Consider the following 19,548-nt stretch of genomic DNA (forward strand, 5'->3'; position numbering starts at 1 on the left):
AAGGCGAGTTATGAAACTGAAAAGATAGTCTTTTTCTCCCTCATGCTTAAAATCCGAAGGCCTTCCGGAAAAGCTTGAAAAGGTGCGATTGTGTAGGATATAAATTTGCAAATAGCGAAATGCGAATTTGCAAATATGGCACCGAGAAAACTTTATATCGGCAGAAAGATACGAGAAATACGCGAGCAACATAAGGCAACCCAGTCGGGCTTTGCTGAACGCCTCGGTATTTCAACGAGTTACCTCAATCAGATTGAAAACAACCAGCGGCCTGTTTCTGCTGCGGTCCTGTTAGCGTTGGCCGAAAACTACCAGATCGATATAGGCGCTATTTCGCTGGGGGATGATGATCGGTTGCTTTCAGCAGTTTCTGAAGCGCTCGCCGATCCCGTTTTTGACAATTACAAGCCGAACTTACAGGAACTGAAGCTTATTACGCAAAATGCGCCGGGGCTGGCGCATGCGCTGATAGCGTGCCACCAGGCCTATCGTCGTAACAGCGAGCAGCTCGCAAGTCTGGATAATCAGCTCGGTCGCGCTCCTTCCACTGCCGAGCCTGCGCCTTATGAGGAAGTTCGCGACTTTTTCCATTTTATCGACAATTACGTACATGAGATTGATATTGCGGCAGAAAAGCTTGCTACGGAGCTAAATATTCCGGGCCGGGACATTGGCGTGGCCTTGCCGCAATATATGGAGGAACGCCACCGGGTGCATATTGCGCGGGCCGGGCCGGAAGAAGCGGTCCTGCGTCGGTTCGATCCTGCAGCACGTGTGCTTTATCTCAACCCCTATTCTCCCACTTCAACCCGCAATTTCCAGATCGCGTTCCAGATCGCTGAACTGGAAATGGAAGAACTGGTGAGCACGATTGCCAGACGAGCGGATTTTCGCTCTGCCGAGGCTGTTGAAATTTGCAAGATCGGCTTGCGCAACTATTTTGCCGGGGCGCTGATGCTGCCCTATCAGATATTCCTCTCGGCAGCGAAAGAGCTGCGCCATGACCTGGAACTGTTGGCGTCGCGTTTTGGGGCAAGTCTGGAGCAGGTCGCACATCGGCTCAGCACCTTGCAGCGTTCCGGCCATCGGGGCGTGCCGGTGTTCTTTGCGCGCATAGACCGGGCCGGAAATATCACGAAACGACACAGTGCCGCCAAGTTGCAGTTTGCACGCTATGGTGCTGCGTGCCCGCTGTGGAATGTGCATCAGGCGTTTGAGACACCGGGTCGGATCATCCGCCAACTGGCCGAAACACCGGATGGCGCGCGTTATCTTTGCATTGCGACAGAACTGACCAAGAGCGAGGGCGGCTTCAACGCACCCCAGCGGCGCTACGCTATCGCCCTTGGCTGCGAGGTGGCCTATGCGCAGGATTTCGTTTATGCGGACGGGCTCGATATCGCTGTCCGCTCTGCCTTCGATCCGATCGGTGTTTCCTGCCGTATTTGCGAGCGTGCTGAATGCGTGCAGCGGGCCGTTCCACCGCTAAAAAGCAGATTGGCGGTCGATCACGACCGCCGAGGAATATTGCCTTATCGTTTGCTCTGAATGTCAGAAGCCGGCATGTTCCTTGAGGAACTCGGCTTCCTCATGGGTTGTATCGCGGCCAAGCACCTTATTGCGATGGGGAAAGCGTCCAAAGCGTTCGATGATATCGTGATGCTGACGGGCAAAGCCGAGCGAGAACTCGTCGCCGAGCCTTTCGTAGAGATCGACGCAACGCTTCTGGTCGCTCAGATATTCGCTATGCATGAACGGCAGATAGAAGAACTGGCGTTGTTCTGGTGACAGTTTCCGGTCGAAATCATGATCGAGCGCCTGTGCCGCCACATCACGGGCTAATCCGTCGCTTTCGAAAGAACGTGGTGAACCACGGAACATGTTGCGCGGAAACTGGTCGAACAGAATGGTAAGCGCAAGTGCGCTTTCCGGCTGCTGTTTCCAGTGTTCCAGCTTGTCGGCGCGAGCATCATCATAAGCTGCCAGAAATTTCTCACGAATTTCCGCGTCGATCTCGTCGCTTTTGCTGAACCAGTTTTCCCGCATCTTGGGTGAAAACCAGAAATCGAGAACGTCCTTGGGCTCGATAGTCATGACAGGCCTCCTCTGGTTTTAGAGCGCATCCCGAAAAGTGTGAAACGGTTTTCGGAAAAGATGCGCGCAAAAACAAATGATTAGAGCGTCGATCTGATCCAATCAGATCGACGCTCTCTATTGTACTGGCTGGTTTGTGCCTTCCGGCTGCGGGCAGGGTGGTTCGCCCTTGAAATTGCGCGACATGCAGGCGAATCGGTCAAAGCTCTTGCCTGTGTCCATGGCGGCCTTGCCTGCTCCCCCACATCCAGCAAGAACAGCCAGAGAAATAAGAATGGCGAAGTTTTTCATGGGGGTCCTTTCAGGGGCCATGTGGTCTGTTCGTATAATAGGGATCGCAATCTGCAGCCGCAACTGCGGCACCGATCAACTAGCCTCTACCACGATAGTTGGGCACGACTTGTTCCGGTATCCAGACGTTCTGCGGAGCCGCTCCGGTTTGGAAGAATACGTCGATGGGAATACCGCCACGTGGATACCAATAGCCGCCGATCCTGAGCCATTCCGGCTCCAGAAGCTCCACGAGGCGCTTACCGATGGTCACGGTGCAGTCTTCGTGGAACGCGCCGTGATTGCGGAAGGAGAAAAGAAACAGTTTCAGGGATTTGCTTTCCACCAGCCATTGCCCTGGAACATAGTCGATCACTAGATGCGCGAAATCAGGCTGGCCTGTCATTGGGCAGAGCGAGGTGAATTCAGGCGCGGTGAAGCGAACACAATAAGGCGTTCCAGCTTGCGGATTTGCCACCCGTTCCAGGATGGCTTCCTCCGGAGATTGCGGTATCGAAGCGCTTGAGCCGAGCTGCTTTAGATCGGAATATATTGTCTTTTCAGACATTTGCGTGCCTTTGTTTCAAGCCACGTCGCAGTCTTGTCGCGCATGATTGCGCTTGTCCTTGTTTTTACCGGGTAGGCTGCGACCGGTGGCAAATTGCCAATGACGGGGGAGCTAGCAGACCACAACGATCCCGTAAAGAGTGCAAACAAAAGCCCGCGCAAGGAGCGCGGGCATAAGGATCAAACTGTTCTTGCTGTTCAGCGGCGATCAGAAATGGCACATCCGATGGCAACGCCGATGAGAATGCCGATAATTCCAGCAGTTCCGAAAAGTGTCGTGGCTGTGCCCGGATTTTCTCGAACCGTCTCGGCAACCACTTGTCCGCGTTCACGCACGGCTTGCGCGGCATGACGGAAACGACCGGACGCATCATCCATGGCGTCTTCCGCGCGTTCTCTCAGCTCGCCAGAATGTGACGCCAGTGACTTTGAAAGGCGCTTCAGTTCATTGCGCATATCGGCGATTTGCTTTTCGAGAGCCTGCTGGATGTCGTTCGTGATCTTTTCGTCGGCCATTTGAAGTCTCCGTTGAATTGATGACGATAAAACGAGTGAAAACGCGTTAGGTTCCATGCTGCGACAATGCGGTTAACAAACATGGTAAACCGCTCGTAAACCATTTTAATTTAATCTTTTCGAATACAAGAACGATCTGGAGCGGGGCCAGAATGTATATCGAAAAAGATGCACTTGTTGGTAGTTGCGAGCCGGTAGCCGCGCGTATTGTCCGTGCTGCTCGGTTGGCCCGACAGTGTGTTGACCAGCTTCAGCCAGACAATGTTCGTGCGCAGGCTGAAGCGGCTTTGACGCTTCTGCTTGATGATCCTTCGCCGAAAGTGCGTATGGCTATGGCAGATGTACTTTCGGCCAGTGTGCACTCGCCCCTGCATATTGTGACAGCGCTTGCCGCCGACCAGCCCGAGGTTGCGGGTTATATCCTTGCACGCTCGACGCTCCTCAGCGACGCAGATCTGATTGATCGTGTGGCCTACGGTGCGCCCTCGATGCAGGTTTTGGTTGCTGCGCGCCCGCATGTTTCATTTGCAGTCGCGGCGGCAATCGCCGAAGTTGGAAATAACGAGGCAGTTGCTGAAATGCTGTTTAACAGCTGTGCCCGTATCGCTCCGGTTTCATTCCGGCGCATAAGCGAACGCTGTGGTCATGATGCCCTCGTGCGCGAAGCTTTGCTGGCCCATCCGCGTCTTCCTGCGGAATGCCGTCATCTTCTGGCTGTGAAAGTCGGGGAGGTTTTGCAATCTCTTCCGCTGGTGAAATTGCTTCTGGGTGAACGCCGCGCCGATAAGGTTGTGGGTGATGCGACGGCTCGCGCATCCATGCAACTGGCGGAAACTTGTTCGCAGGAGGAACTTCCTGCGCTCGTCGAGCATCTGCGTCTGCGCGGTGAAATCACGACCAGTTTTGTTATCCGTGCCGTTGCCGGAGGCCGTATAGATTTCTTCGCGAGCTTGTTGGCTGCGCTTTCCGATCTCGATGACGCACGGATTTGTGCGATTATTTCCGGCGGTCGTCCGGCGGCACTTGCCGCACTACTTCGCTCTGCGGGGTTGAGTGATGCGACGCATGCGCCCCTGATTGTCGCAATCGAAGCCTGGCGGGCGGTTGCTGCCGGACGGATGCGGATGGGCGCCGCTGAAATGTCGGCTTTGATGTGCGACGCCGCAGGGGGCAGCCGGTTTGCTGCCGCCAATGACGATCTGGCTGCATTGCTGCGCTCGATCCATCTGGAGTTCATGCGTGAATCGGCACGGGACAGGCTGCAGGCTATTCCAGCAGCCTGATCAGCTTTCCTGCCGAAAAGGCCGGATAAGGCTGAGGCCGTAACCGACCGCAATGCCGACTATGGCTCCGGCAGCTTTGAACACAAAGTCGATGAACTCGCCATGACGTCCGGGCGCGAGGCGCTGCATCAGTTCAAAAAGTGCAGCGCAGCCGACGGTCAGCAAAAGAACGCCCATCCAGTGGCGAGGGTAGGCGAGGGCAAATAAGGCGCCGACCAGAAAGAAAGCCGCAAACCGTTCAAGATCGACGGGCTCACCTGTTACGGGGCGGAATTTTATTGGACTGATTGTCACTGCGAGGATGGCCAGAAGTATCATCCAGGCGCCAATGCGCAAAAATCGCTTCATAAGGAGCGCCTTTATTCATCCGTATGATCGCCGGGTGGCTCATCCTGCTTCGGGTCGCCACAACGTTGGTACATTCGATCGGTTATTGATTTTTTCAATGCGTTACCGAATGGCAACTCATAATGGGAAATGACGTCGACGCCCATACACCATTTAACGTCATGAGGCGACAGGCCATAATTGGTTTCGAGAAAACCAAGCGCATAATTCATGCCTTCGTCGCATTGCTCTGTCTGGCAGAAATTGCCGTCTCTGGCGAGCTGACGAATCGAGCCCTCGCCAATCTTCACCACGATTGGTTCGACGGCAAAAGGAGCCGCGCCGATCACCGCGATGACGACAAGTCCGATCAAAGTAAATTTTATAGAGCGCCGCATGAATCGCCGTTTGTAACTGGTTTTCGCAAGTTCATAACGCATGAGCGGCAATATGATGGCAAGTCGCAATCAACTGGAAATCAAAGGAATCGCGGCATTTTCCAGACGACGCGCCTCATGAACGCGTTGAACGTTCGCGTTGATAAGTTGAATTGATCATTCCGGTTTCAGACCAAATTGTAGCTAGCGGTATTTTAGTTTGCATCGGTTTAATGTTGACTTTTACGTAAATGCAGGAGCACAACTTACGCTCTAAATCCGATTTGGTTTAGAGCCTGGTCCGCTTGATATAAGGCAGGAATGTTGTGGTGCGCGAATATTATACGATCACGGAGCTGACGCGCGAGTTCGGTATTTCAACCCGTACTTTGCGCTTCTATGAAGATGAAGGCTTGATTGCTCCCGTGAGGCGCGGTCGCACGCGACTGTTTCGTCCCGCTGATCGTCATCTCCTGAAGCAGATTTTACGTGGCAAGCGGCTCGGCTTTTCCATTGCCGAAATTCACGAGATCATTCAGATGTATCGCGAACCGCCCGGCGAAACCGGGCAGCTGAAGCTGCTTATGAAGCGCGTCGAGGAAAAACGTGCTGATCTTCGGCAGAAGCGTCGTGATATTTAGGAAACGCTGGGCGAACTTGATCAGATTGAGGAATCCTGCATCGAGCGTCTTGCCGAACTGGGCGTCAATACCTGATCAGTTTTATTGGGTGTCGGGCACCGGAGAGCACATTTGTGCGATATCCTGAACCGTGCTGTTGTTTTCTTGATCGATCTTGCCGCTGAAGACATCATCGAACAGTTTCGCCTTGTCCAGTTCCGTCACAACGCAGCCGCAGAACTGCTGGCATAGCTGTTCGCTACCGTTTTGCAGGCATGCAGCCACGCAGGATTGCGTGAAGGCTTCACGCGGTGTCGGCTGCGCGGGAGGCATCAGTTGCGAGAATACATAAACCAGTCCGATCAGCACTGGCTGATGAATGAGATAGAACGCCAGGCTATGCCTGCCGATGAATGTTAGCGGCTTTTCAAGAAACAGAGGTTTGATCCCGCCAGCCAATAGCTGGAGCCAGCCGAAACGCTGAAACATGCGAGCGGCAGCTATACCGACGAGAACCGCTCCGAACCACGGAAACAGCGGTACGTAGTCATTAGAGCGTGGCGTCACGGTCGAAAGTCCGACCCAACTCAGTGCAGGATTATTGAAAATATCAGCGCGTGCATAAAGCGGGGCGCTGATGACCAACGCGGCAACGATCAATGTTGCAATGGCAGGCAAACGCAGGAACAGAAGGCCGAGCACACTTGCCAGAGCGATCTGGTGAAGGATGCCGAAGAAGATAAAACTGTCCGGCGACATGTACCATGTGACGGCTGAAATCGCGGCTGCGGCAACAGCGATCTGCACCAGGCGTTTCGTCATAGGCTTCCAGCGAATTCCGTTGCCATGCGCCAGAACAAGGCTGAAACCGACCAGAAACAGAAAGCTCGATGCAATACAGCGGGCGAAAAGTTTCCATCCGCCGTGAGCGGTCGTGGCAGGCGCCATATAGCCAAAAAACTCAAGATCCCAGCCAAAGTGATAGATCGCCATGGCGATCAGCGCGATCCCGCGTGCAATATCGATGCGCCCGAGGCGAATACGGGACGAAGTTACGGTATCTTGAAGCGCTATGTTAGACATGGTTCCTTCCGGCTGGATTGCAATGTCTAGAGCGGTCCAGTTAAAACAGGGTGGTTGGAGCCGCTCTAAATATTTGTTTTATCGCATTATCCTACGCAAAACCGCTTCGCACTTTTGGCTCGAAAATGCTCAGGTGTTTTTCGATTCCCGGCAGATCTCTAACACAGCCTTTTGCAACACTATAGTATGCAGGCGCACACGGATTCGTGCTGGCATTGGCGCACGCAAAGGGCCTGATATTGGAGGGTTTGGTTGTTTTATAGTCTTTCGAAGATTTTCTGGCTGTTCTTTCAACCTGTTACGATAATCCTCGTTCTTGTTCTGATTGCCTTTCTGGCCATGTGGCGCGGCTTCCGGCGGTTCGGGCTGGGCGCGCTGGGGCTGTCGATTGTCATTTTATTTCTTGCCGCTTTCACGACACTGGGTTCCGTTCTGCTTGCCCCACTGGAAGATCGTTTTGCGAAGCCCGATGACATGCCACAACACGTGGACGGGATCGTCGTCCTTGGCGGCTATATGAACGGCGACATTAATGCCGGGCGCAAAGGTTTCGAGTTGAATAGTGCGGCTGATCGCATTTTCGAGGCAATGCGGTTAGCGAGACTATATCCGGACGCCAAGGTCATTGTTTCCGGAGGAGACGGCGCCTTTTTCGAAGAATCTGCAAAAGAGGCGGATAGCACCCGACAGATGCTGATAGATCTCGGCTTTTCCGGTGAACGCTACATCTATGAAAACAAGTCCCGGAACACGGTTGAGAATGCGATTTTCTCAAAGGAACTGGCCCAGCCCAAGCCCGGCGAAACGTGGCTTCTGGTGACTTCCGCATATCATATGCCGCGATCCGTTGGTTGTTTTCGCAAGGCGGATTTCGACGTTGTCGCCTGGCCGGTAGACTACAAGACGCGCGCCAGCGAGCGCTTCGCACTCTATCTCGAATCCCCGAATGAAGCGCTTTCGCGCTTCAGCGTGGCCATGCGCGAGTGGGTAGGGCTTGCCGCTTACTGGATGGCGGGCAAGACAGATATGCTTCTGCCTCAACCCTGATGCCGCAATTCTGCCGCCACTTTAAAGCTTTCGTTAAGGTTATCTGTTGGTAACTGATTGATAGAAAAAGAATTTTTGAATCGTATATGCGGTGCTGGAAACCTGCTGCCGTAATTCAGCCGTTTTTCATCGTTGCGTTCCGTTGATCACGAAGCTATATGATTGGTAACAGCGTTGTGAAGGACGCTGTGTAAAAGCGTTGCACAACAAGGTTGCCAAAATCTCCATGGACGAAACCGTTCAAAAATCCTGCTGGGGCGTCACGCTCTGGGCAGTCATTGGTCTCGCTGCTGTCATTCTCATGGCCTATCTGTTCTCCGTCTAGAAGTCAGGCGGCGTTACGTATTCCGGAAATTTGATGCCGCATTTCGGCATTCCGTTTGCGTTGATCCTTTCCTACACTATCTGATAGAGATACGCGGTTTTCGCGTTAGCGACTTTTTGCCGATTTTTGTCTAAAATGGACGATCAGGTAAATCGCAAGCGACGCTGCGATCAGGAATCAATCAGCCACATGATGGCTGTAGAAGGTGTGGAATGTTTCTGTCGGTTTTCGATCTTTACAAGATTGGCATTGGGCCTTCCAGTTCGCATACGATGGGCCCAATGACGGCTGCGCGCATGTTTCTCAACGAGGTAATCGGCGGAAACTGGCCACGGCCTGCGCATTCGAAAATCCATCGGTTGAAAGCAAGTCTGCACGGCTCTCTGGCCTATACCGGCGTCGGGCACGCAACAGATCGAGCCGTCATTCTGGGACTTTGTGGTCATCTGCCGGATACGATTGATCCCGACATTATGGACGTAGAGGTTGAGAAGGTGTTCGCCGAGAAGAAGGTGAAACCCGAAGGGCATCCGGCCTATCATTTTGATCCAAAGGTCGATCTCGTTCTGGATCGGAAGACGCCTCTGCCGGGACATGCCAACGGCATGGCTTTCTCTGCATACGACGCTGATGACAATCTCCTGTTGCGTCGCGCTTATTTTTCCATTGGTGGCGGTTTTGTCGTGACGGAAGAAGAACTGAGCCGTGTGCAGCGCAGCGGTGCGAAGCAGGACGACAAGGCTGATGTGCCGTTTCCGTTCCGTAGCGCCGCTGAGATGCTTGAGATGGCCCATGACAGCGGGCTGTCGATTGCTGAAATGAAACGAGCCAATGAAGAAAAGCATATGGCTCGTGGCGATCTGGATAATGGTCTCGACCGTATTTGGGGAGCCATGCGCGGCTGTATCGAGCGTGGACTGAGCCGGGATGGTGTCATGCCTGGCGGTTTGAATGTCCGCCGGCGTGCGCGGCAGCTTCACGACAAGCTGCAGGACGACTGGCGCAACAACCGCAGTAATCCGCTTCTGGCAAATGACTGGCTGTCGGTTTACGCGATGGCGGTCAATGAGGAAAACGCGTCCGGCGGTCGGGTAGTGACTGCACCGACAAATGGCGCCGCAGGCGTCGTACCAGCAGTTCTGCGCTATTACCTGCATTTTCATGACGATGCTGATGATAAAGGCATCCGCGATTTTCTCCTGACTTCGGCTGCGATTGGCGGTGTTATCAAGCACAATGCATCGATTTCTGGTGCGGAAGTTGGTTGTCAGGGCGAAGTAGGGTCAGCATCGGCGATGGCGGCAGCGGGTCTTGCCGCTGTGCTTGGTGGATCGCCTGAACAAATTGAAAATGCTGCTGAAATTGCACTCGAACACCATCTGGGCATGACCTGCGATCCGGTTGCCGGGCTTGTGCAGGTACCGTGCATAGAACGCAACGCGCTTGGTGCGGTGAAGGCCGTGACCGCAGCCTCCCTTGCTGTAAAGGGCGACGGCAAGCATTTTGTGCCGCTCGACGCCTGTATCGAGACGATGCGCCAGACCGGTCACGATATGAGCGAACGTTACAAGGAAACCAGTCAGGGCGGCCTTGCCGTGAACGTTGTCGCCTGTTGATTCGCAATTCTCGATAGAATGCGATGCTTCAGGCTTGAAGCGCGCATTCGTCTTGGCTAAATCACCTCTATGGCTCTCAATCTCGTCAAACTTTGCGTCGGCTGCGACAGTATCGAAGATCTCGCGGCTTGGATCGATTTCCGTCTTGCGGAACAGCGTGCAGCCGGTTTGGTGCCGGAACAGTTTCATACGACGAGAATGGTACCCAAGCGGATCGACGAACTGCTGGAAGGTGGCTCGCTCTACTGGGTTATCAAGGGCAATGTCCAATGTCGCCAGCGATTGCTTGACGTGCGTCCGTTCACGGACGAGCAGGGCATTAATCGCTGCCACCTTGTTCTCGAGCCCAAGGTCATCCCGACTGAGTGGCAGCCGCGCCGCGCTTTTCAGGGATGGCGCTATCTGGCAGAAAATGAAGTCCCGCGTGATGAAGCCGCCGGCAAAGCGGGCAGGGCTGCCTTGCCTGCAGAACTGCGGCAGGAGTTGGCGGTTCTGGGATTGCTCTAAAGGCGACCTATTCATGAAAAAGGACCTGCCGGTTTATCGGCAGGTCCTTTTTCATTCCATCTGTGATTAATCAGTTTTCTATCGTCAGGCGGACTGAAACCCGGTCGAAATTCACCGGCAAGGTCATCCGCATGGACGCCCGTGGTTGAATCAGTCGTCTGTTACGTGCCGCATGGCAGACAAGCAGCCCGACCAGATCTTTGGTCTGAAAGCCGGTACCGCGACGCACATCGGCAATTCGCAGGGCAGCCTGCTTGAGGCCTTGCACCGAGAACAGTGCGCCGAACGCCGAAGTCTTACCTTCATCCTGTGTCCAGTCGGCTGTTTTGAACGGCGGCTGGCCGAAAGTTTCTCTCATATTTGACATCTCGAAACCCTCTACGCACTACAAATTCGGGTTTGAAGCTGGCAACGAGGGGGCAAGGCCCCTCGCAATCGATTAGTTCGCGACTGCATAGCAGCCGAAGTTTTTCTTCTTCAGCGAGGCGCATGCATCCCACGCGGCCTGCTTGGAGGAGAAGCCGACGAAACGTGCGCGGTAGAAAGTTGCACTACCCTTGCTGAACGTCTCGGTATAAGGCGATGCGGCGCGCAATGTACCACCTGCCGTCGCCGAAGCCTTGGCCAGCATGTCACGTGCCTGACCTTCGCTCGGCAGGGAGCCGATCTGGATAGCCCAACCACCGGCAGCGGGGGCCGAGGCAGTGGTAACGGGATCGACATCCTGCGGCTGCGCAGATGGGACCGCGGCCTTCGGCGTTGGACGAACAGCCGCTTGAGCGGCCAGTGCTGCCGGACGCGCAGTTGGAGCTGCAAGTGCCAGAACCTGTGGCTGGTCGCTGTCGCCTTCGCCGCTTTCATTGTTGATGACATCTTCCACGGCAGCGGCCTGACGCGTTACTGGTACAGGGGCATTCCGGGCCTTGGGAAGATCGAGTGAAGCAACCACCTGCGGTGCATCGTTGCGCATTGCGACGAGCGGCGCAGCGTTGCGGCTACGCGTTGCCATGGGAAGATATTTGCGAATGAGCTGAGCCATGTGAGCGTCACGGCTTGCACCGGTATTTCCACCCATCACGACAGCTACCAGTCTACGACCATCCAGGCTGACAGAGGAGGCCAGATTGTAGCCCGATGCATTGGTGTAGCCGGTCTTGATGCCATCCACGCCTTCAACGCGGCCGAGCAAACGGTTGTGGCCATTGATGGTCTGGCCGCGGAAAACGAAGCTGCGACGCGAGAAATAGGAGAATTCATTCGGGAAATGCTGACGGAGCGCGATGCTGAGAATCGCCATGTCGCGTGCAGTCGTATGCTGTGCCATGTTCGGCAGGCCCGATGCGTTACGGAAGGTTGTGTTACGCATGCCAAGACGACGCGCTTTCGCGGTCATCATCTGGGCAAATCGTTCTTCAGAGCCTCCAAGATATTCGCCGACAGCAGTTGCTACGTCGTTGGCCGATTTCGTGATCATGGCCAGCGCTGCATCTTCAGCACGAATGCTTTGTCCCGAACGGAATCCGATTTTCGTGGGTGGACGTGCGGCTGCATAGGCGGACACGGGAATACGCGTGTCCTTGTTCATGCGACCGGCCTGCATTGCCTCGAACAGCATGTACAGGGTCATCATTTTCGTGAGAGACGCGGGATAACGCTGGGCATCCGCATTTGAAGCGAAAAGCGTTTTGCCGGTATTCGCATCGATTACGATAGCTGCATATCTATCGCTCGCCGCTATTGCCGGTATCGTTGTCGAAGCTGTTGAGCACCCCGTTACAACTGCAAGAAGAAGGGTGGCTTGCGCCGCTCTTTTCAAGGCATATGCGACTTTACTAAATGCGGTACGCACGATGATGACCTACCTGTATCCCGGATTTTTTGAACTGCGGCACAAAAGGCACACAGCGTCTAATTCGGTGATCCTACTGCCATCAGCGTTACCAATCCGTTTATGGTAACCGCGTTGTTCATAAATTTCGGAAAAAAATCGAGACGGTTGTCGCGTCAGTGGCTAATCGATGCCCGAAAAACATCGCTCACTCACGCATATGTGTTTTCAGGAGGCTGCTCCTGCTTCACGAGGGCGGAAACTGTTTCCGATAACAAAAAAACTCGCTTGCGCGAGTTTAGTTTTGCTGCTGTCCTGACTAGGAAGGAGAGAAGGGCAGCTCTTTGAAACGGATGCGTTTTAAAAATATCTGATCTTATCTTATCCAAAATACATGAATTAATTTTTAGGTATGTGAGGAATTTAGTATTTTTTTCGCATTCGCTAAACGGCAATATGTTCCCCCCTTGCTATAGGGTCTGCTTTTTTGTGGTCAATTATTTGAGCCTATATTTGTGGGTTCACGATCAATCCAGCTATTTACATAGGGCTGTTTGGCCAAGGCCTATCGTTCGGACGATGCCATATAACTGTGTCAAGCCGCGTTATTGCAATAAGTCCCGGTTGCAAGTGCCAATGAAGGGCTTAAAATCACCACATGACGACCTACATAATAGGGCAAGTTGGGTCAGGCAGATGGGCATCCGGGTAATAGGTTTCATGAGGCATCTCGATATAGTCATGCAAAGCAAGACCGACGGCGGAAATGGTCCGGAAAACGGCACCGTTGTGGTTACGCGTACACAGCCGAAAACAAAGAAGCCCAGTCTCTATCGTGTCCTGCTCCTCAACGACGACTACACACCCATGGAGTTCGTCGTTCATGTCCTGCAGCGGTTTTTCCAGAAGAACCAGGATGATGCCACGCGCATCATGCTGCATGTTCACAATCATGGGGTCGGCGAGTGCGGCGTATTTACATACGAAGTCGCCGAAACCAAAGTCAGTCAGGTCATGGATTTCGCCCGCCAAAACCAGCATCCGCTGCAATGCGTGATGGAGAAAAAGTGAGGTCATATGCCATCGTTCTCCCCAAGCCTTGAAAGGGCCCTGCATCAAGCCCTCACAATAGCAAACGAGCGGCATCACGAATATGCGACGCTCGAACATCTTTTGCTTGCCTTGATCGACGATCAGGATGCGGGCGCAGTGATGCGTGCCTGCAGCGTCGACCTTGAGCATCTCAAACGTATCGTTACTGATTATATTGATCGCGAACTTGATAATCTCGTCACAGGTTATGACGAAGATTCGAAGCCAACTGCCGCTTTCCAGCGCGTTATTCAGCGCGCGGTCATCCATGTGCAGTCCTCGAACCGCGAGGAAGTAACCGGTGCCAATGTGCTCGTTGCTATTTTCGCGGAACGGGAAAGCCATGCTGCCTATTTCCTCCAGGAGCAGCAGATGACCCGTTACGATGCCGTGAACTATATCTCGCACGGTATCTCAAAACGGCCGCAGAGCAACGAAACCCGTCCCCCGCGCGGCGCGGAAAGTGCCAGCGAAGAACGCACCAGTACGGAACAGGAAGAAAGCGCCAAGAAGAAGCAGGATGCGCTTTCCGCTTATTGCGTCAATCTGAATGAAAAGGCGAAGGCCGGGCGCATTGATCCGCTGATCGGGCGTGATAGCGAAATCAACCGTACCATTCAGGTGCTCTGCCGCCGTTCAAAGAACAATCCGCTTTATGTGGGTGATCCAGGCGTCGGCAAGACTGCGATTGCCGAAGGTCTTGCCAAGCGGATCGTTGAAGGGCAGGTGCCGGAAGCACTTGCCGACGCGACGATCTTCTCGCTCGATATGGGTACGCTTCTGGCTGGCACGCGCTATCGCGGTGACTTCGAAGAACGTCTGAAGCAGGTCGTCAAGGAACTCGAAGAGTATCCGGGCGCGGTTCTGTTCATCGATGAGATTCATACGGTCATCGGCGCTGGCGCCACTTCGGGCGGTGCCATGGACGCATCGAACCTGTTGAAGCCGGCGCTTTCATCTGGCGCGATCCGCTGCATCGGATCGACGACCTATAAGGAATATCGTCAGTTCTTCGAGAAGGACCGTGCCTTGGTGCGCCGTTTCCAGAAGATCGATGTCAACGAGCCATCGATCCCGGATGCGATTGAAATCATGAAGGGGCTGAAACCCTATTTCGAGGATTTCCATAAGGTCAAGTACACGGTCGATGCTATCAAGACGGCGGTGGAATTGTCTGCGCGTTATATTTCGGATCGCAAATTGCCAGACAAGGCAATCGATGTGATCGACGAAACAGGCGCCAGCCAGATGCTGTTGCCTGAAAACAAGCGCAAGAAGACCATCGGCGTGAAGGAAATCGAAGCGACAATCGCGACGATGGCCCGCATCCCGCCGAAGTCGGTATCGAAGGATGACGAACAGGTTCTGTCGCATCTGGATGCTGAATTGAAGCGTGTCGTTTACGGTCAGGATCTGGCGATTGAAGCGTTGTCGGCCTCGATCAAGCTCGCCCGTGCGGGATTGCGCGAACCGGACAAGCCGATCGGCTCCTATCTGTTCTCGGGCCCGACCGGCGTCGGCAAGACGGAAGTCGCCAAGCAACTGGCAAGTTCGCTTGGTGTGGAACTCCTGCGTTTCGACATGTCGGAATATATGGAACGTCACACCGTCTCACGGCTTATCGGTGCGCCTCCCGGCTATGTCGGCTTCGATCAGGGTGGTCTCCTGACCGATGGCGTTGATCAGCATCCGCATTGCGTGCTGCTGCTCGATGAAATCGAGAAAGCCCATCCGGATCTGTTCAACATCCTGTTGCAGGTGATGGATCATGGCTCGCTGACCGATCACAACGGCAAGAAGATCGACTTCCGCAATGTGATCCTGATCATGACCACCAATGCCGGTGCGTCGGATATGGCGAAGGCAGCAATCGGCTTCGGTTCCACGCGACGCGAAGGCGATGACATGGAAGCGATCAACCGCTTGTTCACGCCTGAGTTCCGTAACCGACTGGATGCGATCATTCCGTTCGGTCCGTTGCCGGTTCCGGTCATTCATCAGGTCGTGCAGAAGTTCGTGCTTCAGCTTGAGGCACAGCTTGCCGAGCGTGGCGTGACTTTCGAACTGACCGAAGGCGCGATCGCCTGGCTGGCTGACAAGGGTTACGATGAACGCATGGGCGCACGTCCGCTTGCGCGGGTTATCCAGGAACACATCAAGAAGCCGTTGGCTGATGAAGTGCTGTTCGGAAAACTCAAGCATGGTGGAACGGTCCGTGTGGATGTCGTGACGAAACCGGACGGAAAGACCGATTTGTCGCTGGAAAGCGTGGCTGATAAGCCGGTAAGTCCGAAGAAGGATATCCCTGCTGAAAAGAAGCAGCTACAACGCAAGAAGGCTGTTCCGAAGAAGGCAGAGAAGGAAAAAGTGCTGGCGGGCAAGGACGAGCTAGCGCCGAAATCCTCGTCGAAGGCTTCGGCAGTTAAATCTTCGGTGCCGAAAGTGCCACGTAAGAAGTAACAAGCAATCGAAACGGCCCTCTCTGAGGGCCGTTTTGTTTTGAGCACGAGACGAGCGTGAACGAAAACTGAGGTTTTCCGATCTGAGCGGCAGAAACCGGGTGCAACTGCGTCGATGCTTGCTCTAACGTGGCTCTATGCCACCGATTCATTCCTATCATCCCGAGCAAAGTTCAGAAGATCATCGTCATCTGCGATGGTTCTTGCGCGGCTGCACGCGCATTTGCAGCATTCCAGCTCTATTATTGATGAGTTCGTTTATCGGTTTTGCGGGGCTGGCAATTGAAAGCGGCCTCACCGTTGTTCAAGCCGTCTTTATGACGCTGACTATATGGGCGCTTCCGGCAAAGGTTGTTCTGATTGGCGCGATCAGCGCAGGTGTGGCTTTACCTGCTGCGGCTCTCGCCGTGGGACTTTCGTCCGTGCGTTTGATGCCGATGGTGGTCGCACTGCTTCCCGAGTTGCAGGGACCTAAAACGCGGAAGCTGACATTGATGGCCCTTTGTCATTTCGTTGCCGTCACCGCTTGGGTGATGGCCATGGAAGAGCTGCGCAAAATCCCGCGTGATATGCGAACCAGTTATTTTGCTGGGATCGGTATGGTTCTGGTGGGAACCAATGCAATTGTCGTGGCTATCGTCTATTCGTTATCGACGTCTTTTCCGCCTATCGTTTTCGCTGCACTTTTCATGCTGACGCCGATGTATTTTCTGACGTCGCTCTGGCGTTCGGCGAGAGAACGGGCAGGGCAGGTCGCAATGATTTCCGGGATCGTTCTGTTTCCCATATTTCATCATGTGACACCGGGCTATGACCTGTTGATTACGGGTGTTCTCGGTGGGCTGATAGCCTTCGGCTTTCATCTGATGCACCGCATATCAGTAGGAGTCGCCAAATGAACTGGGACAGTTTTTCGACCTGGTGGTGGCCGTTTTTGTTTATCCTGCTGGCTGGCGCGCTTCCAACCTATCTGTTCCGCGTGATGGGCGTGCTGGTTGGCGGGCGCGTACGGGAGGATTCTGAGGCGCTTGTTCTCGTGCGCTGCGTCGCGACCGCGCTGGTTGCAGGTGTTATCGCGCAGCTCATTCTCTATCCCAATGGAGAATTGGCCAACTCGCCCCTCTGGCTCCGCGCGGGTTCCGCCGCTGCAGGATTTGCCGCCTTTCTCATTACCGGCAAGCGACTGCTTGTCGGTGTGCTGGTTGCGGAAATCCTGCTGGTAATCGGCCTGCTTACACTTTGAAAGAGTGAGTCATATCAGAGTGCTGCACGAATCTTTTCAGCGTTTGCAGAAAGAACGGCTGCGTCTTCCATCTGTCCGGTATGGGGCTTGAGCGCCACACCTTCAAAGCGCGGGATCACATGGAAATGCAGGTGATAGACGGTCTGACCAGATGCCGGTTCGTTGAACTGCATGACTGTTACGCCATCGGCATTGAATGCCTTCTTCACGGCCTGTGCGATTCTCTGCACGACTTGAACGACGCTCGCGAGAGTTTCCGGCTTGGCATCAAGCAGATTGCGGGACGGTGCTTTTGGCACAACCAGCGTGTGGCCCGTGCCTTGCGGCATTACATCCATAAAGGCAATGACGTCGTCGGTTTCGTAAACACGGGTGGACGGGATTTCGCCGCGCAGGATTTTAGCAAAGATATTGTTGTCGTCATAGGTGGCGGACATGCGATTCTCTCCAATGCGAAATGTTTGACGAGATCAGATCGCATCAAATCCCGCCAGGCAAGGGGATGAGCTCAACTACCCCTGAATGGCGAATGCTCTTCCAAAGCATTTTGAATTTGTTCGACTTCGCGACGTTCATGATCGAGATAGTCGCGCACAGCGTTTCGAAAGCCTTCATGGACGATGTAATGTGCCGAATGAGTCGTAACCGGCACATAGCCACGGGCGATTTTATGCTCGCCCTGTGCTCCGGCTTCCACGACGCTGAGCTGTCGATCAATCGCAAAATCGATTGCCTGATGATAGCAAACCTCGAAATGCAGGTATGGGTGATCTTCGATGCAGCCCCAATGGCGGCCGAAAAGTGTATCGCCACCAATGAAGTTGATCGCACCGGCAATGTAATGTCCATTACGTTTGGCCATGACGAGCAGAATGTCTTCCGCCATGCTTTCGCCGATCAGTGAATAGAACTGCCTGTTCAAATAGGGCCGTCCCCATTTGCGGCTGCCGGTATCCATATAAAACGCGAAGAAATCATCCCAGACGGCTTCTGTGAGATCGCTACCGGTTAGCCAATCGATTTCGATGCCATCCGACAGGGCTTCGCGCCGCTCTTTTTTCAACGCTTTTCGTTTCCGCGATACCAGTTCATTCAGAAAATCATCGTAGCTTTTAAAGCCGTTGTTTTTAAAGTGAAACTGCTGATCTGTGCGATGAAGAAATCCTGCACGCTCCAGGGCGTTGATCTCATCGGGCAGCGCAAAGGTGACATGAGCAGACGAGACGCCGGACTGATCAGCCAGCTCCCGCAATCCGCCGGCCAGCGCCAGTCGAACGGTTTCACTTTCATAGGCGATATGATTGAGGAGACGCGGACCGGTGGCTGGTGTGAAAGGCACTGCGGCCTGAAATTTTGGATAGTATCGTCCACCGGCGCGTTCGAAAGCGTCAGCCCACCCATGGTCAAAGACATATTCTCCCTGACTATGTCCCTTGAGATAGTTCGGCACCGCCCCGATGAGGCGACCTTGATCATCTTCAAGGCGCAAATGGCGCGGAATCCAGCCCGCCTTCTGCGAAACCGAGCCTGATTCTTCCAGAGCAAGCAGGAAATTGCGGGTAATGAAGGGATTATAATGCGCGTCCTGCCGGGAGGTCCCGACAAGACTGTTCCATTCATCTGCCGTGAATTCGCTGATATTCTCAACGACACGGAGAACAAAACTTTGCTCATTCTGCGGATCTTCGTCGTTCACCGCTATTCCTTTGCCGTTATCGCGCATATTTTGTGGCGTTCGGCGTGTTGTCGTCAAGCTAGGAGGGCGCGTGGATCAAAGCCTTCGAACGTGATCTGGTCGACATTGAGATCGCTATGCTTCTGCATTTCGCGATCCCGCACCGTCCAGCTGATTACCGGCATTTGCAACTTGTCCCGAACGAAGTTGACGAACGGGTTCGGCAGGTGATGCACATTGTAGGAGACGAAGGAGATGCCATGCGCCAGCATGGAAAAATGCCTCTCGAAATCTTCCACGCGCGTGCCTTCAGCGGTAAGCCCCCCGGGAATTCCTGGAGCGTCCGTCGAAAACCGGCGGATCAGATGGTGGTCGAAAGACATGATCGCAGCTTCGCCCTTATAGGACGCCAGTTCTATGGCGACAGCGGCAACCAGACCGTCATCTTTGCCTTCGATACCCTTCAGCTCGATGACGAGAGGAACACGACCATCGACCAGATCACGTTCGAAGGCTTTGATCCACGCGCCCTCCTAGCTTGACGACAACACGCCGAACGCCACAAAATATGCGCGATAACGGCAAAGGAATAGCGGTGAACGACGAAGATCCGCAGAAT

The 19,548-nt window shown here is 54.1% G+C and carries 20 protein-coding genes and 2 pseudogenes; 10 read left to right on the forward strand and 12 right to left on the reverse strand.

Annotated elements, in window-relative coordinates; all coding sequences use genetic code 11:
* Window positions 1-135: 135 nt before the first annotated feature.
* Window positions 136-1,548, forward strand: a complete 1,413-nt coding sequence (locus F9K91_RS17920) for a helix-turn-helix domain-containing protein (RefSeq protein WP_151556437.1) — start codon at window positions 136-138, stop codon at window positions 1,546-1,548.
* A 3-nt stretch (window positions 1,549-1,551) separates the two neighbouring features.
* Here F9K91_RS17920 and F9K91_RS17925 read toward each other — a convergent pair whose 3' ends face one another.
* The 4 genes from F9K91_RS17925 to F9K91_RS17935 form a co-directional block, all read right to left on the reverse strand.
* Window positions 1,552-2,094, reverse strand: a complete 543-nt coding sequence (locus tag F9K91_RS17925; protein WP_151678354.1) for a DUF924 family protein — start codon at window positions 2,092-2,094, stop codon at window positions 1,552-1,554.
* A gap of 117 nt (window positions 2,095-2,211) precedes the next feature.
* On the reverse strand, window positions 2,212-2,385 hold the full coding sequence (locus F9K91_RS26015; RefSeq protein WP_167522229.1) for a hypothetical protein: 174 nt from the start codon (window positions 2,383-2,385) through the stop codon (window positions 2,212-2,214).
* A 79-nt stretch (window positions 2,386-2,464) separates the two neighbouring features.
* Entirely contained in the window at window positions 2,465-2,932 is a 468-nt protein-coding gene (gene queF / locus F9K91_RS17930; RefSeq protein WP_151678355.1) for a preQ(1) synthase, read from the reverse strand.
* A 197-nt stretch (window positions 2,933-3,129) separates the two neighbouring features.
* Window positions 3,130-3,447 carry an ElaB/YgaM/YqjD family protein gene (locus F9K91_RS17935; RefSeq protein ID WP_061346182.1) on the reverse strand — a complete coding sequence of 106 codons (318 nt, stop codon included), beginning with the start codon at window positions 3,445-3,447 and terminating at the stop codon, window positions 3,130-3,132.
* 152 nt (window positions 3,448-3,599) lie between these two features.
* On the opposite strand from F9K91_RS17935, the gene F9K91_RS17940 reads away from it, so the two are divergent.
* Window positions 3,600-4,730: a DUF2336 domain-containing protein gene (locus F9K91_RS17940; RefSeq protein WP_151678356.1), complete on the forward strand. Its 1,131-nt coding sequence runs from the start codon at window positions 3,600-3,602 to the stop codon at window positions 4,728-4,730.
* On the opposite strand, the gene F9K91_RS17945 is transcribed toward F9K91_RS17940, so the two are convergent.
* A complete protein-coding gene (locus F9K91_RS17945) occupies window positions 4,731-5,078 on the reverse strand; it encodes a VanZ family protein (RefSeq protein WP_061346184.1) in 348 nt (115 codons plus the stop codon).
* 11 nt (window positions 5,079-5,089) lie between these two features.
* Window positions 5,090-5,455 carry a hypothetical protein gene (locus tag F9K91_RS17950; protein WP_151556493.1) on the reverse strand — a complete coding sequence of 122 codons (366 nt, stop codon included), beginning with the start codon at window positions 5,453-5,455 and terminating at the stop codon, window positions 5,090-5,092.
* Window positions 5,456-5,763: 308 nt separating this feature from the next.
* On the opposite strand from F9K91_RS17950, the pseudogene F9K91_RS17955 reads away from it, so the two are divergent.
* Window positions 5,764-6,150, forward strand: a pseudogene (locus F9K91_RS17955) (MerR family transcriptional regulator).
* Between the two features lie 6 nt (window positions 6,151-6,156).
* Here F9K91_RS17955 and F9K91_RS17960 read toward each other — a convergent pair.
* Window positions 6,157-7,137: a heparan-alpha-glucosaminide N-acetyltransferase gene (locus F9K91_RS17960; RefSeq protein WP_151678357.1), complete on the reverse strand. Its 981-nt coding sequence runs from the start codon at window positions 7,135-7,137 to the stop codon at window positions 6,157-6,159.
* A gap of 252 nt (window positions 7,138-7,389) precedes the next feature.
* On the opposite strand from F9K91_RS17960, the gene F9K91_RS17965 reads away from it, so the two are divergent.
* The 3 genes from F9K91_RS17965 (at window position 7,390) to F9K91_RS17975 (ending at window position 10,632) form a co-directional block, all read left to right on the forward strand.
* Window positions 7,390-8,184, forward strand: coding sequence for a YdcF family protein (locus F9K91_RS17965; RefSeq protein ID WP_151652471.1), 795 nt, complete (start codon window positions 7,390-7,392; stop codon window positions 8,182-8,184).
* Between the two features lie 537 nt (window positions 8,185-8,721).
* Window positions 8,722-10,125 (forward strand): L-serine ammonia-lyase, encoded by a 1,404-nt coding sequence (locus tag F9K91_RS17970; RefSeq protein ID WP_151678358.1) that lies wholly within the window; start codon window positions 8,722-8,724, stop codon window positions 10,123-10,125.
* Window positions 10,126-10,194: 69 nt separating this feature from the next.
* A complete protein-coding gene (locus F9K91_RS17975) occupies window positions 10,195-10,632 on the forward strand; it encodes a DUF1489 family protein (RefSeq protein WP_151678359.1) in 438 nt (145 codons plus the stop codon).
* Between the two features lie 70 nt (window positions 10,633-10,702).
* On the opposite strand, the gene F9K91_RS17980 is transcribed toward F9K91_RS17975, so the two are convergent.
* Entirely contained in the window at window positions 10,703-10,999 is a 297-nt protein-coding gene (locus F9K91_RS17980) for a hypothetical protein (protein WP_151678360.1), read from the reverse strand.
* A gap of 72 nt (window positions 11,000-11,071) precedes the next feature.
* Window positions 11,072-12,481: a D-alanyl-D-alanine carboxypeptidase family protein gene (locus F9K91_RS17985; RefSeq protein ID WP_151678361.1), complete on the reverse strand. Its 1,410-nt coding sequence runs from the start codon at window positions 12,479-12,481 to the stop codon at window positions 11,072-11,074.
* Window positions 12,482-13,201: 720 nt separating this feature from the next.
* Here F9K91_RS17985 and clpS point away from each other — a divergent pair.
* The 4 genes from clpS to F9K91_RS18005 all read left to right on the forward strand — a co-directional run bounded on the left by clpS (window position 13,202) and on the right by F9K91_RS18005 (window position 17,254).
* The gene (gene clpS / locus F9K91_RS17990) at window positions 13,202-13,531 is read left to right on the forward strand and encodes an ATP-dependent Clp protease adapter ClpS (protein WP_061346484.1); all 330 of its coding nucleotides are present in this window, start codon (window positions 13,202-13,204) and stop codon (window positions 13,529-13,531) included.
* Between the two features lie 6 nt (window positions 13,532-13,537).
* Window positions 13,538-16,012, forward strand: a complete 2,475-nt coding sequence (clpA, locus tag F9K91_RS17995) for an ATP-dependent Clp protease ATP-binding subunit ClpA (RefSeq protein ID WP_151678362.1) — start codon at window positions 13,538-13,540, stop codon at window positions 16,010-16,012.
* A gap of 247 nt (window positions 16,013-16,259) precedes the next feature.
* Window positions 16,260-16,910 (forward strand): AzlC family ABC transporter permease, encoded by a 651-nt coding sequence (locus F9K91_RS18000; RefSeq protein WP_235913211.1) that lies wholly within the window; start codon window positions 16,260-16,262, stop codon window positions 16,908-16,910.
* Window positions 16,907-17,254 carry an AzlD domain-containing protein gene (locus tag F9K91_RS18005; RefSeq protein ID WP_151678364.1) on the forward strand — a complete coding sequence of 116 codons (348 nt, stop codon included), beginning with the start codon at window positions 16,907-16,909 and terminating at the stop codon, window positions 17,252-17,254. The genes F9K91_RS18000 and F9K91_RS18005 overlap by 4 nt, the downstream gene beginning before the upstream one ends.
* A gap of 14 nt (window positions 17,255-17,268) precedes the next feature.
* Here F9K91_RS18005 and F9K91_RS18010 read toward each other — a convergent pair whose 3' ends face one another.
* The 3 genes and pseudogenes from F9K91_RS18010 to F9K91_RS18020 form a co-directional block, all read right to left on the reverse strand.
* Window positions 17,269-17,691, reverse strand: coding sequence for an HIT family protein (locus F9K91_RS18010; protein ID WP_151556449.1), 423 nt, complete (start codon window positions 17,689-17,691; stop codon window positions 17,269-17,271).
* A gap of 71 nt (window positions 17,692-17,762) precedes the next feature.
* A complete protein-coding gene (locus F9K91_RS18015; protein ID WP_151678365.1) occupies window positions 17,763-18,950 on the reverse strand; it encodes a GNAT family N-acetyltransferase in 1,188 nt (395 codons plus the stop codon).
* A gap of 53 nt (window positions 18,951-19,003) precedes the next feature.
* Window positions 19,004-19,432: pseudogene (locus F9K91_RS18020) on the reverse strand (PI-PLC domain-containing protein); the annotation flags it as partial.
* Window positions 19,433-19,548 lie beyond the last annotated feature (116 nt).

The sequence above is a fragment of the Brucella tritici genome, from assembly GCF_008932295.1.
Lineage (GTDB): Bacteria > Pseudomonadota > Alphaproteobacteria > Rhizobiales > Rhizobiaceae > Brucella > Brucella tritici.

Excerpts from the sequence above, each read along its gene's own strand:
- F9K91_RS17920 (WP_151556437.1), top strand. The coding sequence starts at position 136 with ATGGCACCGAGAAAACTTTATATCGGCAGAAAGATACGAGAAATACGC.
- F9K91_RS17925 (WP_151678354.1), bottom strand. The coding sequence starts at position 2,094 with ATGACTATCGAGCCCAAGGACGTTCTCGATTTCTGGTTTTCACCCAAG.
- F9K91_RS26015 (WP_167522229.1), bottom strand. The coding sequence starts at position 2,385 with ATGAAAAACTTCGCCATTCTTATTTCTCTGGCTGTTCTTGCTGGATGT.
- queF (WP_151678355.1), bottom strand. The coding sequence starts at position 2,932 with ATGTCTGAAAAGACAATATATTCCGATCTAAAGCAGCTCGGCTCAAGC.
- F9K91_RS17935 (WP_061346182.1), bottom strand. The coding sequence starts at position 3,447 with ATGGCCGACGAAAAGATCACGAACGACATCCAGCAGGCTCTCGAAAAG.
- F9K91_RS17940 (WP_151678356.1), top strand. The coding sequence starts at position 3,600 with ATGTATATCGAAAAAGATGCACTTGTTGGTAGTTGCGAGCCGGTAGCC.
- F9K91_RS17945 (WP_061346184.1), bottom strand. The coding sequence starts at position 5,078 with ATGAAGCGATTTTTGCGCATTGGCGCCTGGATGATACTTCTGGCCATC.
- F9K91_RS17950 (WP_151556493.1), bottom strand. The coding sequence starts at position 5,455 with ATGCGGCGCTCTATAAAATTTACTTTGATCGGACTTGTCGTCATCGCG.
- F9K91_RS17960 (WP_151678357.1), bottom strand. The coding sequence starts at position 7,137 with ATGTCTAACATAGCGCTTCAAGATACCGTAACTTCGTCCCGTATTCGC.
- F9K91_RS17970 (WP_151678358.1), top strand. The coding sequence starts at position 8,722 with ATGTTTCTGTCGGTTTTCGATCTTTACAAGATTGGCATTGGGCCTTCC.
- F9K91_RS17975 (WP_151678359.1), top strand. The coding sequence starts at position 10,195 with ATGGCTCTCAATCTCGTCAAACTTTGCGTCGGCTGCGACAGTATCGAA.
- F9K91_RS17980 (WP_151678360.1), bottom strand. The coding sequence starts at position 10,999 with ATGTCAAATATGAGAGAAACTTTCGGCCAGCCGCCGTTCAAAACAGCC.
- clpS (WP_061346484.1), top strand. The coding sequence starts at position 13,202 with ATGCAAAGCAAGACCGACGGCGGAAATGGTCCGGAAAACGGCACCGTT.
- clpA (WP_151678362.1), top strand. The coding sequence starts at position 13,538 with ATGCCATCGTTCTCCCCAAGCCTTGAAAGGGCCCTGCATCAAGCCCTC.
- F9K91_RS18000 (WP_235913211.1), top strand. The coding sequence starts at position 16,260 with ATGAGTTCGTTTATCGGTTTTGCGGGGCTGGCAATTGAAAGCGGCCTC.
- F9K91_RS18005 (WP_151678364.1), top strand. The coding sequence starts at position 16,907 with ATGAACTGGGACAGTTTTTCGACCTGGTGGTGGCCGTTTTTGTTTATC.
- F9K91_RS18010 (WP_151556449.1), bottom strand. The coding sequence starts at position 17,691 with ATGTCCGCCACCTATGACGACAACAATATCTTTGCTAAAATCCTGCGC.